Annotated in this window: 13 protein-coding genes; 11 read left to right on the top strand and 2 right to left on the bottom strand. The window is 61.0% G+C overall.

Annotation, left to right across the window (positions count from 1 at the left end):
* The 6 genes from ABLV11_RS13860 to ABLV11_RS13835 are packed head-to-tail and all read left to right on the top strand — an operon-like array spanning nt 1 to nt 6,358.
* Nucleotides 1-954, top strand: coding sequence for an ABC transporter permease (locus ABLV11_RS13860; protein ID WP_004111182.1), 954 nt, complete (start codon nt 1-3; stop codon nt 952-954).
* A gap of 2 nt (nt 955-956) precedes the next feature.
* On the top strand, nt 957-1,850 hold the full coding sequence (locus tag ABLV11_RS13855; protein ID WP_016809132.1) for an ABC transporter permease: 894 nt from the start codon (nt 957-959) through the stop codon (nt 1,848-1,850).
* A 3-nt stretch (nt 1,851-1,853) separates the two neighbouring features.
* Complete coding sequence (locus ABLV11_RS13850) at nt 1,854-2,897, top strand: ABC transporter ATP-binding protein (protein ID WP_004111184.1); 1,044 nt, start codon at nt 1,854-1,856, stop codon at nt 2,895-2,897.
* Nucleotides 2,887-3,897, top strand: a complete 1,011-nt coding sequence (locus ABLV11_RS13845) for an ABC transporter ATP-binding protein (RefSeq protein ID WP_016809134.1) — start codon at nt 2,887-2,889, stop codon at nt 3,895-3,897. Before ABLV11_RS13850 ends, ABLV11_RS13845 begins: the two co-directional genes overlap by 11 nt.
* A gap of 18 nt (nt 3,898-3,915) precedes the next feature.
* A complete protein-coding gene (locus ABLV11_RS13840; RefSeq protein WP_126488744.1) occupies nt 3,916-5,100 on the top strand; it encodes an amidase in 1,185 nt (394 codons plus the stop codon).
* On the top strand, nt 5,090-6,358 hold the full coding sequence (locus ABLV11_RS13835; protein ID WP_070557265.1) for a Zn-dependent hydrolase: 1,269 nt from the start codon (nt 5,090-5,092) through the stop codon (nt 6,356-6,358). Before ABLV11_RS13840 ends, ABLV11_RS13835 begins: the two co-directional genes overlap by 11 nt.
* A gap of 183 nt (nt 6,359-6,541) precedes the next feature.
* Here the strand turns inward: ABLV11_RS13835 and ABLV11_RS13830 are convergent, their stop codons facing one another.
* Nucleotides 6,542-7,432: a DMT family transporter gene (locus ABLV11_RS13830; protein ID WP_126488746.1), complete on the bottom strand. Its 891-nt coding sequence runs from the start codon at nt 7,430-7,432 to the stop codon at nt 6,542-6,544.
* 106 nt (nt 7,433-7,538) lie between these two features.
* Here ABLV11_RS13830 and ABLV11_RS13825 point away from each other — a divergent pair, with 106 nt between their 5' ends.
* Nucleotides 7,539-8,873 carry a PLP-dependent aminotransferase family protein gene (locus ABLV11_RS13825; RefSeq protein ID WP_049128621.1) on the top strand — a complete coding sequence of 445 codons (1,335 nt, stop codon included), beginning with the start codon at nt 7,539-7,541 and terminating at the stop codon, nt 8,871-8,873.
* On the opposite strand, the gene ABLV11_RS13820 is transcribed toward ABLV11_RS13825, so the two are convergent.
* Nucleotides 8,870-10,336, bottom strand: a complete 1,467-nt coding sequence (locus tag ABLV11_RS13820) for a PLP-dependent aminotransferase family protein (RefSeq protein WP_016809446.1) — start codon at nt 10,334-10,336, stop codon at nt 8,870-8,872. The genes ABLV11_RS13825 and ABLV11_RS13820 overlap by 4 nt on opposite strands.
* Nucleotides 10,337-10,570: 234 nt before the next feature.
* Between ABLV11_RS13820 and ABLV11_RS13815 the strand changes: the two genes are divergently transcribed.
* Genes ABLV11_RS13815 through ABLV11_RS13800 form a run of 4 tightly spaced genes read left to right on the top strand, consistent with a single transcriptional unit; the run spans nt 10,571 to nt 13,547 of the window.
* The gene (locus ABLV11_RS13815) at nt 10,571-11,422 is read left to right on the top strand and encodes a transporter substrate-binding domain-containing protein (protein ID WP_126488748.1); all 852 of its coding nucleotides are present in this window, start codon (nt 10,571-10,573) and stop codon (nt 11,420-11,422) included.
* A gap of 49 nt (nt 11,423-11,471) precedes the next feature.
* Nucleotides 11,472-12,113, top strand: coding sequence for an amino acid ABC transporter permease (locus ABLV11_RS13810; RefSeq protein WP_004100025.1), 642 nt, complete (start codon nt 11,472-11,474; stop codon nt 12,111-12,113).
* 14 nt (nt 12,114-12,127) lie between these two features.
* Nucleotides 12,128-12,793, top strand: a complete 666-nt coding sequence (locus ABLV11_RS13805) for an amino acid ABC transporter permease (RefSeq protein WP_023329418.1) — start codon at nt 12,128-12,130, stop codon at nt 12,791-12,793.
* On the top strand, nt 12,786-13,547 hold the full coding sequence (locus tag ABLV11_RS13800) for an amino acid ABC transporter ATP-binding protein (protein WP_004111204.1): 762 nt from the start codon (nt 12,786-12,788) through the stop codon (nt 13,545-13,547). The genes ABLV11_RS13805 and ABLV11_RS13800 overlap by 8 nt, the downstream gene beginning before the upstream one ends.
* Nucleotides 13,548-13,675: the final 128 nt, after the last annotated feature.

Below are 13,675 nucleotides of genomic sequence, written 5' to 3'. Positions count from 1 at the left end.
ATGATCAATACCCTGCTATATCGCATCCTGCTGGCCGTCCCCACCATGCTCGGGGTCGCGGTGATCTGTTTTATGCTGGTGCAGATAGCACCGGGCGACCCGCTGGTGTCGGTGATGCCGCCGGACGCCTCGGAATCGCTGCGTCAGACCTTAATGCAGGCCTACGGCTTTGATAAACCGCTGCCGCTGCAGTTTGTGCACTGGCTATGGCGGGCGCTGCACGGCGATTTGGGCATGTCGGTCGCCACCGGCCGTCCGGTCATCGACGAGGTCATGACGGCGGTGACCTACTCTCTGCGTCTGGCGCTGCTGGCGACGGCGATCGGATTTGTGCTGGGTAGCCTGTTTGGTTTTGTCGCCGGCTATTTTCGTAACAGCATTATTGACCGCCTGGCCTCGGTGCTGTCGGTATTCGGCGTCAGCGTGCCGCACTACTGGCTGGGGATGCTGCTGGTTATCGTTTTTAGCGTCAAATTCGCGCTGCTACCGGCAACCGGCGGCGGGCCAATCGGCGAGGTGGGCTGGCAGTGGGACTGGGAACACCTGCAGTTCATGCTGCTGCCGGCCTTCACGCTGTCGGTGATCCCGACCGGCATCATCGCCCGCACCGTTCGTTCACAGGTGGCGGACATTCTCAGCCAGGAGTTTATCGTCGGCCTGCGCGCCCGGGGGCTCAACGAATCGCGGATCTTTCTGCATGTGGTGAAGAATGCCGCTCCGACCGCGCTGGCGGTGATGGGGCTGCAGGTCGGCTATCTGATGGGCGGCTCGATTCTGGTGGAGACGGTTTTCTCCTGGCCCGGCACCGGCCTGCTGCTGAACACCGCCATTTTCCAGCGCGACCTGCCGCTATTGCAGGGCACCATCTGGGTACTGGCGCTGTTCTTTGTCCTGCTCAATCTGCTGGTGGATATGCTGCAAACCAGTCTCGACCCGCGAATTAAGAGGAGCTGACGATGGTGGATACCGTGACGACCAAAGGCATTGCCGTCCCTGCCAGGACGGTTGCCAGGCAAGGCTACTGGCGCGGCGTGTTTGGCCGCCTGCTGCGCGACCCGGGCGGGGTATTCGTCGGCGCGATCATTCTCGTTCTGCTGGCGCTGGCGCTGTTCGGCCCCTGGCTGATCGTTAAAGATCCGTATCAAACGTCGATGTTTTTACGCCTCAAGCCGATCGGCACCGACGGCTTTCCGCTGGGCTCCGATGAGCTCGGGCGCGATATGCTATCAAGGCTGATTCTCGGCACAAGGCTATCGCTGTTTATGGGGATTGTCCCGGTGGTGTTGGCCTTTTTTATCGGCGGGGCCATCGGCATTATCGCCGGCTATGCGGGCGGCAAAACCAACACCCTGATCATGCGCACCGTGGACGTATTTTATGCTTTTCCCTCGGTGCTGCTGGCGATCGCGCTTTCCGGCGCGCTGGGCGCGGGCATCGGTAACGCGCTGCTATCGCTGACCCTGGTGTTCGTGCCGCAGGTGGCGCGTATTGCCGAAAGCGTCACCGCGCAGGTGCGGCATATGGACTACATCGACGCCGCCCGAGCCACCGGGGCCAGCGCGTTCACCATTATTCGCGTCCAGGTGCTGGGCAACGTGCTGGGGCCGATTTTTGTCTTCTCCACCGGCCTGATTTCGGTGTGCATGATCCTCGCCTCCGGGCTCTCATTTCTCGGCCTCGGGGTTCGTCCACCGGAGCCGGAGTGGGGGTTGATGCTGAACACCCTGCGCACGGCGATTTATACCCAGCCGTGGGTGGCGGCGCTGCCCGGTCTGATGATTTTTATCACCTCCATTTCGTTCAATATCCTCGCGGACCGCCTGCGTGCGGCAATGGCGATTAAGGAGTAAGCGATGCAACCCTTTACGAATATCGACCTCGGCGGGCCGGCGCAGCCGCTGCTCAAGGTTAACAATCTGCTGAAGCATTTTCCCGCCGGCGGCGGCAAAGCGCGCGAAGTGGTACAGGCGGTGGATGACGTCAGTTTTTCGGTGATCAAAGGCGAAACCCTCGGCGTCGTGGGGGAGTCGGGCTGCGGTAAATCGACCACCGCCCGGCTGCTGATGCAGCTGCTTAAGCAGGACAGCGGGGAGCTGATCTTTGATGGCCTGGAAGTAGGCTCATCGCGCCTGCCGATGAAAGCGTATCGCCGCCAGGTACAGATGGTTTTCCAGGATAGCTACGCCTCACTCAACCCGCGCATGACCATGGAAGAGAGCATTGCCTTCGGTCAGCGGGTACACGGCGTCAGCGCCAAAGAGGCCAGCGAGTACGCCCGCTATCTGCTGGCGCACGTTGGCCTTGAGCCGGGACGTTTTGCGCACCGCTATCCGCACGCGCTCTCCGGCGGCCAGCGCCAGCGCGTGAATATCGCCCGCGCGCTGGCGATGAAGCCCAGGCTGGTGATCCTCGACGAGGCGGTCTCAGCGCTGGATAAATCGGTAGAAGCTCAGGTTCTGCAGCTGTTGCAGGAGCTGAAGCGGACGCTGGCGCTGACCTATGTGTTTATCAGCCACGATCTGCACGTGGTGCGCTGGCTGTCGGACCGCATCCTGGTCATGTATCTCGGCGAGGTGGTGGAGATTGGCCCGGCGGAGCAGCTGTTTACCGCCTCGGCCCACCCCTATACCCGGGCGCTGTTAAGTTCGATGCCGTCGATGGACCCGCATAATCGCACCTTAACCTCGCCGCTGAGCGGCGATCCGCCCAGCCCGATTTCTCCGCCCTCCGGCTGCCGCTTTCATACCCGCTGCCCGCATGCCAGAGCGGTGTGCGCGGAGGTGAAACCGACGCTCGAAAGCGTCGGCGAGGGGCACCTGAGCGCCTGCCTGATGGCGCAGCCCGCGTCGCCCTGGCAGCAAAAAATCGCCATTCAGGAGGTGAGCCATGTCGCATGAAGCTTACGTCCATATCCGCGACCTGCGGGTTGAGTTTCGCCGCGACGGTCAGACGGTCAACGCGGTCAACGGCGTCTCCTTTGATGTACAAAAAGGCGAGGTGATGGCGCTGATCGGTGAATCTGGCTCCGGTAAAAGCGTCACCCTGCGCGCCCTGATGCGCCTGCATCCGCCAAAAAGCAGCGTGCTTTCCGGCACGCTGAGGGTCGGGGAAGAGGAGGTGTTGAAGATGAGCGCCGGGCAGCTGCGGCGCTACCGCGGCGCGCGCTGCGCGATGATTTTTCAGGAGCCGCTGCTGGCCTTCGACCCGGTCTATACCGTGGGCCAGCAGATTGTCGAAGGGCTGCGTCGCCATGAAGGCCTGTCGCGACAGGCGGCGCGGGAAAGGGCGCTCGAGGCGCTGCGCCAGGTACGCATTCCGAGCCCCGAGCGGCGGCTGGATGCTTACCCGCACGAGATGTCCGGCGGAATGCGCCAGCGGGCGATGATCGCCCTCGCGCTCTCCTGCAACCCGCAGCTGCTGCTGGCGGATGAGCCAACCACCGCGCTCGATGCCACGGTGCAAATACAGATCCTGATCCTGCTGCGCGAGCAGCAAAAGCAGCGCGATCTGTCGATCATTTTTGTGACCCACGATATCGGCGCGGCGGTGGAGATCGCCGACCGGGTGGCGGTAATGTACGCCGGACGCATCGTGGAAGAGGCGTCGATTGAGGAGATTCTGTATCGTCCGCGCCATCCCTATACCCAGGTGCTGCTGGGCAGCCGGCCGAAAGAGGGGCTGAAAAAGGGCGACGCGCTGCACTGTATCCCCGGCTCGCCGCCGGATCTCTCGCGCCTGCCGCCCGGCTGCGCGTTCGCCGATCGCTGTCCGCACGCGCGCCCCGCCTGTGCGCAGAGCCAGCCGGCTACCGAACCGGCCGGGCCGCGTCACGTGGTGAGCTGCCATCGCTGGCGGGAGCTGAGTGCGTCCGTTGAAAACCAGGCGCTGTACGCCTGAAGCCATGAGGAAAGCAGTATGCAGGATGATATTCGCGCTTTTATGCCCTATCCGCCGCATCCGGTGGCGCATGCGCTAAGCGGGCCGCTGAGCGGGTTAACTTTTGCGGTCAAAGATCTGTTTGACGTAGCGGGCTACCCCACCGGCGGCGGCAATCCGCATCTGCTGGCGCTGTCCGGGGTGAAAACCCGCACCGCGCCGGTGGTGCAAAAATTATTAGATAACGGCGCGCGCTTTATCGGTAAAACCCATACCAGCGAGCTGGCGTATTCGATGAGCGGGCACAACGTGCATTACGGCACTCCGCGCAACGGCGCCGCGCCGAATCATATCCCCGGCGGATCGTCGTCCGGCTCGGCGTCGGCGGTATCGAACGAGGCGTGCGACTTTGCCCTCGGCAGCGATACCGGCGGCTCGGTACGCACGCCGGCAAGCTACTGCGGACTGTTTGGCCTGCGCCCGACCCATGGCCGACTCTCCCTCGACGGCTGCCAGCCGCTATGCGCCACCATGGATACCTGTGGCTTCTTTGCCCGCTCGCCGGAGGTCTTTTCCACCGTCGCCGCCTGTCTGTTCGACGATGGGCGAGCGGATATCACCGGCGTGCGGCTGGCCAGCCATGAAGGGCTGTTTTCCCGCCTGCCGCTGCGCAGCCAGCAGGCGCTGCTGCCGGTCCGCCAGGAGCTGGCGCGCTTATTCGGCCCGGTAACGCCGCTCGGCGCGCCGCTGCCGGACGTGGATGATATCTATCTCGCCTTCCGCCAGATTCAGGGCTACGAAGCCTGGCAGGCGCAGGGGGAAACCATTGAGCGCTACGGCCTGCAGCTGGGGCCGGACGTCCGCGAGCGTTTTTTCTGGGGCAAAGCGGTCACCCGCGCGCAGTTTGACGCTGCCTGCCAGCAGCGCGAGCGTTTTACCGCCTGGTGGGACGCGCAGTTGGGCGATGCGGTCCTGGTGATGCCGACCGTTCCCGACGGCGCGCCGCTGCTGACGGCGCAGGCCGAAGAGATAGAGGCGGTCCGCCGCCTGTCTCACGATCTGCTGTTAATTTCCGTCATGACCCAACGTCCGCAGGTGACGCTGCCGGTTGCCCGGACGGGCGGCCTGCCGCTGGGAATTTCATTTTTGGGCCCGCGCGGCAGCGATCGTCTGCTGGTCGAGCTGGCCGCCGCGTTTATGCTAGGAGACCGAAATGAGCAGTGATGTCCTTTTTACCCCGATAACCGAAACCACCGCCTGCCGCGTCAATGGCGCGCGCCTGTGGGATTCGCTGATGACGCTGGCGGAAATTGGCGCCACGCCGAAGGGAGGCTGCTGCCGTCTGACGCTGACCGATCTTGACCGCCAGGGACGGGATTTGGTGATTAGCTGGGCGCAGGCGGCCGGGATGAGCGTCACCGTCGATAAAATCGGCAACGTATTTATGCGCCGGGAAGGGCGTAATCCGGCGCTGCCGCCGATTGTCTCCGGCAGCCATATTGACACCCAGCCGACCGGCGGCAAATTTGACGGTAACTACGGCGTGCTGGCGGCGCTGGAGGTGGTACGTACCCTGAACGATCGGGAGATTGAAACCGAAGCGCCGATTGAAGTGGTGTTCTGGACCAATGAAGAGGGGTCGCGCTTTGTACCGGTGATGATGGGCTCCGGCGTGTTTGCCGGGGTATTCCCGCTGGAGACCATCTACGCCGCGCAGGATGCGGACGGTAAAACCGTGGGCGCGGAGCTGGCGCGTATCGGCTATATCGGCAGCCAGACGCCGGGCGACCATCCGGTTGGCGCCTACTTTGAAGCGCATATTGAACAGGGGCCGATTCTTGAAGATGAAGAGAAAATTATCGGCATTGTGCAGGGCGTGCTGGGGATCCGCTGGTATGACTGCGTGGTGACCGGCCAGGAGTCCCACGCCGGGCCGACGCCGATGCGCCTGCGTCAGGATGCGTTACAGGTAGCGACCCGCATTATGCAGGAAGTGGTGGCGATTGCCGGGCGCAGCGAGGAAGGGCGCGGTACGGTTGGAAGAGTGCAGGTCTATCCGAATAGCCGTAACGTAGTGCCGGGAGAGGTCACTTTTTCGATTGATATGCGCAATATCAGCGATGCGCTGGTGGATGAGATGGACCGCCAGCTGCGGGCGTTTATCGCCGGGGTCGAGCGGGAGAGCGGCCTGAAGGTGGCGTTAAAAGAGGTGAGCCACTATCCGGCGGCACCGTTCCACCCGGAGTGCCAGGCGGCGATCGCCGACGCCGCGCAGCGGCTGGAGTATCCCGCGCGGGAGATTGTCTCCGGCGCCGGACACGACGCGGTGTATATGAGCTATCTGGCGCCGACCGGGATGATTTTTATCCCCTGTAAGGACGGGATCAGCCACAACGAAATTGAATATGCGTCGCCGGAGCACGTTGAGGCCGGCGCGAACGTGCTGCTGCAGGTGATGCTGCAGTACGCGCGGGTAGTGTAACCGGTTGTCCTCCCCGGTCGCGCTGCGCTTACCGGGGCTACGGGTAGTAGCCCGGACAGGCGCAACGCGCCGCCTCCGGGAAGGTGTAAAGGGTTTCCGTTCACCGCTATACCGCGGGGCGGTAGCCCGGGTAAGGCGTTTACGCCGCGACCCGGGATTTCCGGGCTACAAGGGCAATACAGGCTAGCGGCCAAATTTGCGCGAACCGATAACGCACAGAATCACGCCCAGGGTTACGGTCAGCATCAGTGGGCTGACGGTTTCGTGCAGCAGCGCGGCTGACAGGCCAAGCCCGAAGAACGGCTGTAATAGCTGAAGCTGGCCGACGGCGGCGATACCGCCAGCGGCCAGCCCTTTGTACCAGAAAATAAAACCGATAAGCATGCTAAAGAGCGACACATAGCCGAGCGCAATCCAGGCGGAAACCGAGATGGCGCTCCATGACGCTGGCCGGGTGAGTAACGAGGCGATCAGCATAAAAGGCAGCGCCATAATCAGCGCCCAGCTAATCACCTGCCAGCCGCCAAGCTCCCGGGTCAGCTTAGCACCCTCCGCATAGCCGAGGCCGCAGGCGATCACCGCCGCCAGCATCAGCAGATCGCCGCTCAGCGACGCCGCAACTTGTTGCGTCAGGGCGAAACCCACCACCAGCAGGCTGCCTATAACGGAAAAGATCCAGAAAGCGCGGCGCGGACGTTCTCCGCCGCGCAGTACGCCAAAAATGGCCGTCATCAACGGCAATAGCCCGATGAAAACGATCGAATGCGCTGAAGTGACGTGGCGCAAAGCCAGCGCCGTGAGGAGCGGAAAGCCGATCACCACCCCTGACGAGACGATGGCCAGGGGGACAAGCTGCGATGCGCGCGGCCGTTTCTGGCGCAAGCCGACTACCAGCGCGATAGCGAGGAGCCCGGCGATGGAGGCGCGCAGAAAGGTTAGCAGGAACGGGTTCATATCCAGCACCGCCAGGCGCGTTGCGGGCAGCGAACCGCTAAAAATAATGACGCCCAGTAAACCATTAAGCCATCCGGACCACGGCCCGGGAACCGTTTTATGAACCGCTGAATCTACCACGCTAACCTCGCTTAGTGGGGGGCTGAGCTCGCTTGAGCCATGACTGCGCCGATGGTAATGTGGTCAATCCAATACAATCAAATTATTGTCATAGATACATTCACCGATGAAAGCCCGATACAAAGCGGTTGTCGACAGATACGCGCAGGCGATTCAGAGCGGACAGCTGCCGGCCGGAACCCGCCTGCCGACGCATCGTACGCTTGCCGCCGACGAAGGGATCTCGCTGGCCACGGCCACGCGCGTTTATCATGAACTGGAAGCGATGGGGCTGGTCAGCGGCGAAACCGGTCGCGGCACCTTCGTGCGGGACATCGCGCTACCGCCGGGACACGGTGTCGATCAGCAGGCGGTGGCAGCCGATGTCGTGGATCTCAACTTCAACTATCCTTCGCTGCCGACGCAGGGGGATGCGCTGCGCGAGGCGCTCAGGCAGCTGGCGGGGGCAGGGGATATCGAGGCTCATCTGCGCTACCAGCCGCATGCCGGACGGCTCCCGGAACGTGAAATTATCGCTCGCTATCTGACCAGCAGCCGCTTTGCCCCTGACGCGGAAAATGTGCTGATCGTCAACGGCGCCCAGCACGGGCTGGCGGTGACCGTGATGGGGCTTCTGCGGCCGGGGGACGTGGTGGCGGTCGATGCGCTCACCTACTCGGGCTTTAAGGTTCTGGCGGCGCTGTATCATCTGGAACTGGCGGCGATCCCCTGCCGCGCGGACGGACCGGATCTGCATGCGCTCCACCGGCTATGCCAGCAGCGGCGCGTCCGGGCGGTGTATACCATGCCGACGCTGCACAATCCGCTGGGCTGGGTGCTCAGCCCTCGCCAACGACAGACGCTGGCGGAACTCGCCCGCCAGCACGACCTGCTGATCGTTGAAGATGCCGCCTATGCCAGCCTGGTGCGCAATCCGCCGCCGCCGCTGGTGAGCTATGCGCCGGAAAGAACGGTATATGTCACCGGCTTCTCGAAAAACGTCGCTACCGGTCTGCGCATAGGGACGGTCATCTGCCCACCTCGCTATCGGACTGAGATTGAGCGCGCCATACGAGCGACGACGTGGAATACGCCGTCATTGATGAGCTCGCTGATCTGCGCCTGGATTGAAGATGGCACGGTTGCACGCTTTGAAAATGAGAAGCGCCAGGATGCGCGGCAGCGGCAGCGGCTTGCCCGTGAGGCGCTCGACGGGCTGCCCTTCGTGAGCCATGCGGATTCGTACTTTCTCTGGCTACCTCTGGGCGAAGAGAGTCGGGCCGATCGGCTGGCGAAAACGCTGATGGCGCGCCATATTTCCGTGTCGACCGCCGAACCCTTCTGCGTTGCCGCAACTGTTCCGCAGGCGCTGCGCATCGCCCTCGGTTCTGTTCCGCTTGATACCCTGCGCGCGGCGCTGGTCGAGGTTCGCCAGGCCGTGGCATTTGAACAATACCGCTAGCCCATCTGTGCCAGCTGGCCGCGCAGCACCTCCACGCCTTGTTCGATGGCGTCAGGGTTAATGGCGTGAAAGCCCATTCGGAAAAAGTTATCCGGCGGCGCGTCGCTGAGAAAATGCCGGGCGCCGGGCTCGATCAGCACCCCGGCGTGGGCGGCGCGCCAGGTCAGCTGCTGGGTGTTGATTTGCTCCGGGGTGGCCAGCCAGAAGGCATTGGCGTGTTCGCTGCCGGGGATGATTTGGCATTCTGGCAGGTGCTGCCGCAGCGCGTTATTGAGGCGCTCCCAGCGCTGGGCAGAGTCGTAATGGTAGCGCCGCAGGTGGGTTTCATAATGACCCTGGGCGAGAAAATGGGCCATCTGATACTGAATGTTGGTTGGCGGATGACGATACACCAGCCGCCGCAGCGCCCGGGCTTCGTCAATCAGATCCGGGTCAGCGACCATAAAGCCCAGCCGCAGGCCCGGCGAGAGCGCCTTTGACAGGCTGCTCACGTAGATCACTCGTCCGCAGCGATCGCTGGCCTTCAGCGCCGGTAGCGGGTTGAGCATAAAGTTACTTTCAGAGTCGTAATCATCCTCAATAATCACCGCATCATGGCGGGCGGCATGCTCCAGCAGCTGGCTGCGGCGCGCTTTGCTCATCGCCACCCCGGTTGGCACCTGATGCCCGGGAGTCACATAGTAGTAATCGCAGGGGGCGTCATTAAGGACGATCCCCTGTTCATCCACCGGATGCGGCACGATATCGGTATCGGCAAGCAGAAAAGTGTTAATAGCCTCGCGAAAACAGGGATTCTCCACGCCAACGCGCGTGCCGGGGGACATCAGCAGGCGGGTCAGCAGGTAGAGCGCGTTTTGCGAACCGAGGGTAATCAGAATCTCGTCCGCCGAGGCGACAATTCCGCGTTTGGGCAGCACCCGGGTGCGGATCTGCTCAATCAGCATCGGCACGTCCCGATCGATATGATCCACCACCCACTCCGGGTCCCTTACGCCGCCGTGCAACCAGTTCGCCGCCGAGCGCCAGGTCGCCAGCGGGAACTGGCGGGTATCGGGCTGACCGTAGATAAACGGATAGCGGTAGTTCATCCAGCCGGCCGGTTTGAGAATCGACTCCTGCTGACTGGGGGTAATTTGCAGCCGCGTGCCCCAGCGTGGTGCAGAACCCGCGTCCTGCGGTGCAGCTTCCGTTACCGTGGAAGGAGCTGCGTGCTGATAATCCGCATGCAGGTAATAACCGCTGCGCGGGCGGCTCACCAGATATCCCTCGTTAACCAGCCCCTCAAACACCAGCGCCGTGGTGTTGCGCGATACTCGCAGCTGGCTGGCCAGCTGGCGGCAGGAGGGGAGCGGCGTGTCGGCGGAAAAAATGCCGCCCAGAATGGCGTTAATCAGCGTTTCGCGCACCTGCTCCTGCAAACCGCGGCGCGGGTCGAAATCAACGTGTAACCGGTGTCGGATCATGGCTGGCTCCTTACTCAAACGCTCTGTACAGGAACCGGAGCAAATTCCATACCACCCTGAGAATGACTGACACATCCGCACGATGAATCTGGCTCTATCCGGAAATTTAAAACGCTCCCTACAGTAAAAACGTATTCATCAGTCGCGGACCGGAACTTCCGTCGGCACATATTTTGCAAAACCTTTTCATGTTCTGGAATGAACACGTCTGGCGAATTAATTAGGGGTGAATTAATGAACAAATCATTAGGTTCAATTTGTCTGGGCGCCATCATGGCGATGGCCTTTTCTTATCACGCAGCCGCCGCAGATCTTCCGGAAATAGAAAAATCCGGCACCCTGAAAGTCGCGACCGAAGATGATTACGCGCCTTTTAACTTTATGAATAACGGCCAGGCGGATGGCTTCAACAAAGATATGCTCGATGAATTACGTAAATACGCGAAATTCAACGTCGACCAGAGCATTCTGCCATGGACCGGATTATTGGCGGCGGTCTCCACCGGGCAATACGACATGGCGTTAACCGGCGCGGTGATTACCGATGACCGTCTCAAGGTCTTTGATTTCACGCCGCCGTGGGCGTCAGCGCAGCACTATTTTGTCAAACGCGCGGCCGATAATTCCCTGAATACCATTGCCGAACTGAGCGGGAAAAAAGTGGGCGTTCAGGCGGGCAGCGCGCTGCTGGCAAGGCTGCCAGAACTGAAAGCAATGCTGGAGAAAACCGGCGGTAAACTGGGGCCGGTGGTGGAGTATCCCTCCTATCCTGAAGCCTACGCCGACCTCGCCAACAAACGCCTGGACTACGTGATTAACGTGGTTATCTCGGTCAACGACCTGGCGAAGGCTAAGCCGAAGGTGTTTGCCAAAGGTCTGGCGGTATCCGGCCCGGGCTATATGGCGTGGCCGATCCCGAAAAACTCGCCGCAGCTGCTGGCCTATATGACCAAATTTATGAACCACATGAAGGAGACCGGCAAGCTTGCGGAACTCCAGAAAAAGTGGTTTGGCGAAACCTATGACGACCTGCCGACCGAAGCGATTACCAGCCCGGAACAGTTCCATAAATTAGCCGGGCTGTAATGAGTTCTGCGGCGGGAAACCGCCGCCTGTTCAGGTGAAGGAGGGCTTCATGGATGCAATTTCCTGGCAGTTACTGATTGAAGGCGCATGGACGACCCTCTGGATTTCGGCCATCGCCATTGCCTTTGGGGTGGTGATTGGTCTGCTGATCGCGCTGGTGCGCATGCTGCGTATCCCGGTTATCGATCAGCTGCTGGTGGTCTATATCAGCCTTGCCCGCGCGACGCCGCTGGTTACGCTGGTGCTGTTCCTGTTTCTTTCTCTGCCGACCGTCGGGATTAATCTCGATAAAAACGTCGCGGCGATTGTAGCGCTGACGCTCAACACCTCGGCCTTCAACGCCGAAATCTGGCGCAATGCCTTTCGCACTTTCCCCCGCGAACAGCGGGAAGCGGCGGAGTCGGTAGGGATGCGCCGCTGGGCTTACTTCCGCTACATCATGCTGCCGCAAATGTGGATTGAAAGCCTGCCCGCGCTGGTTAATGAGATGTCGTTCCTGATTAAGGGCAGTCCCGCCATTGCGGTGATTGGCGTGGTGGATTTGACGCGCGTGACCAACCGAATTTCTTCGGTCACCTATGAGCCGCTTTCGCCGATTCTGGCGGCGGGTCTGCTGTACGTGGTGATTATTGGCCTGCTGCTGAAACTGCAGGGGATGGCCGAGCGTAAAGCGAAGCGTCTGGCACGATAAAGAGAGGAGGTGCTATGAATCAGTGGGCCGTTATCTGGTCGGTGCGCGACAGCTTTATTGCCGGTTTACTCGCCACCCTTGAGCTTTTTATTACTGCGGCAATAGCCGGCTTAATTATTGGCGTGGCCCTGTGCTATTTAACCGAGTATCAAAAGAAAACTCTTAACCGGCTTATTATTGGCTTTGTCAGCTTAATGCGGGCGATTCCCTTTTTGATCCTCGCCTATTTGCTCTATTACGGACTGCCGCAAGTGGGTATTAGTCTGGAGCCCTGGACCGCCGGATTAATCGCCCTGATTATCTACCACGGCGCCTATTTCTTTGAGATTTTGCGCAGCCAGCGTCGGGTCTTTTCCGGAGGCTATATCGAGGCGGCGGTAGCGCAGGGGTTCTCGCGCTACAAAATATTCCGCCACATTATTCTGCCCAATATTTTGTCATCGGCACTACCGCTGATGGGCAATCAGCTGATTATCTGCCTGAAAGATACCGCTTTCCTCAGCATTATCACCGTCCAGGAGATAACCGCCGCGGCTAACAGCGTGCAGGCCACCTATTTTATCCCGTTTAACGCCTTTATTGTCGCCATTGGGCTCTACTGGGCGATCAGCATCCTGCTGGAGCTGTTGATTAAGCGTCTGAGCGCCTGGGGAGCGAGAAGAGGAATGAGTCATGCCTGATACGACTGCTGTAAGCGTCAAAAACGTCTCAAAACAGTTTGATAATGTTGAAGTTCTTCGTGATATCAATCTGACGGTAGAGAAAGGGACCGTGGTGAGCATACTCGGCTCGTCGGGGTCAGGTAAATCAACGCTGCTGCGCTGCATGAACTGGCTGGAACAGCCGGATCGCGGCGAGATCCGCATCAGCGGCCAGCGGCTGGGGATTGATGAGCAAAATGGCCGGGCGATGTCCCATCGTCAGCTGTCGAAAATCCGCGAGCGGGTAGGGATGGTGTTTCAGAGCTTTAACCTGTGGCCGCACCTGACGGTGCAGCAGAACGTCAGCGAAGCGCTGCTGCACGTCAAGGGGATGAAGCGTGATGAAGCGAAGGCTATCGCCATGCAGCAGCTGGAGAAAGTGGGGATGGCGCATAAAGCCGACGTTTACCCGATCACGCTCTCCGGCGGACAGAAGCAGAGGGTGGCTATTGCCCGTTCGCTGGCGATGTCTCCGGAGGTAATTCTGTTTGATGAGCCGACATCGGCGCTGGACCCCGAGCTGGTCAACGAGGTGCTGGGGGTGATGAAGGCGCTGGCCGCCGAGGGCTACACGATGGTGGTAGTGACCCACGAGATGGACTTTGCGCGACAGGTATCGGATGAGGTGGTGTTTCTTGAGAAGGGATTGTTGATTGAGAAAGCTCCGCCGGAGAAGTTTTTCAGCAACCCGGACTCCGAGCGCGTCAGGCAGTTTCTGCAGAGCAGCCGGTAATCTCCAGCGGCCAATCTCCCCGGTCGCGCTGCGCTTACCGGGGCTACGGGTTTCCAGCCGTCTGCGGGGCGGTAGCCCGGGTAAGGCGTTTACGCCGCGACCCGGGATTTCCGGGCTCGGCGCCTGAG

Origin of the sequence: Klebsiella sp. GW_Kp181 (genome assembly GCF_040062315.1) — a bacterium.
Classification (GTDB): domain Bacteria; phylum Pseudomonadota; class Gammaproteobacteria; order Enterobacterales; family Enterobacteriaceae; genus Klebsiella; species Klebsiella oxytoca.
This window is presented reverse-complemented; position numbering and strand designations above follow the sequence as displayed.

What these genes read in the sequence shown, in the direction of transcription:
- ABLV11_RS13860 (WP_004111182.1), top strand. Translation starts at nt 1, where the DNA reads ATGATCAATACCCTGCTATATCGCATCCTGCTGGCCGTCCCCACCATG.
- ABLV11_RS13855 (WP_016809132.1), top strand. Translation starts at nt 957, where the DNA reads ATGGTGGATACCGTGACGACCAAAGGCATTGCCGTCCCTGCCAGGACG.
- ABLV11_RS13850 (WP_004111184.1), top strand. Translation starts at nt 1,854, where the DNA reads ATGCAACCCTTTACGAATATCGACCTCGGCGGGCCGGCGCAGCCGCTG.
- ABLV11_RS13845 (WP_016809134.1), top strand. Translation starts at nt 2,887, where the DNA reads ATGTCGCATGAAGCTTACGTCCATATCCGCGACCTGCGGGTTGAGTTT.
- ABLV11_RS13840 (WP_126488744.1), top strand. Translation starts at nt 3,916, where the DNA reads ATGCAGGATGATATTCGCGCTTTTATGCCCTATCCGCCGCATCCGGTG.
- ABLV11_RS13835 (WP_070557265.1), top strand. Translation starts at nt 5,090, where the DNA reads ATGAGCAGTGATGTCCTTTTTACCCCGATAACCGAAACCACCGCCTGC.
- ABLV11_RS13825 (WP_049128621.1), top strand. Translation starts at nt 7,539, where the DNA reads ATGAAAGCCCGATACAAAGCGGTTGTCGACAGATACGCGCAGGCGATT.
- ABLV11_RS13820 (WP_016809446.1), bottom strand. Translation starts at nt 10,336, where the DNA reads ATGATCCGACACCGGTTACACGTTGATTTCGACCCGCGCCGCGGTTTG.
- ABLV11_RS13815 (WP_126488748.1), top strand. Translation starts at nt 10,571, where the DNA reads ATGAACAAATCATTAGGTTCAATTTGTCTGGGCGCCATCATGGCGATG.
- ABLV11_RS13810 (WP_004100025.1), top strand. Translation starts at nt 11,472, where the DNA reads ATGGATGCAATTTCCTGGCAGTTACTGATTGAAGGCGCATGGACGACC.
- ABLV11_RS13805 (WP_023329418.1), top strand. Translation starts at nt 12,128, where the DNA reads ATGAATCAGTGGGCCGTTATCTGGTCGGTGCGCGACAGCTTTATTGCC.
- ABLV11_RS13800 (WP_004111204.1), top strand. Translation starts at nt 12,786, where the DNA reads ATGCCTGATACGACTGCTGTAAGCGTCAAAAACGTCTCAAAACAGTTT.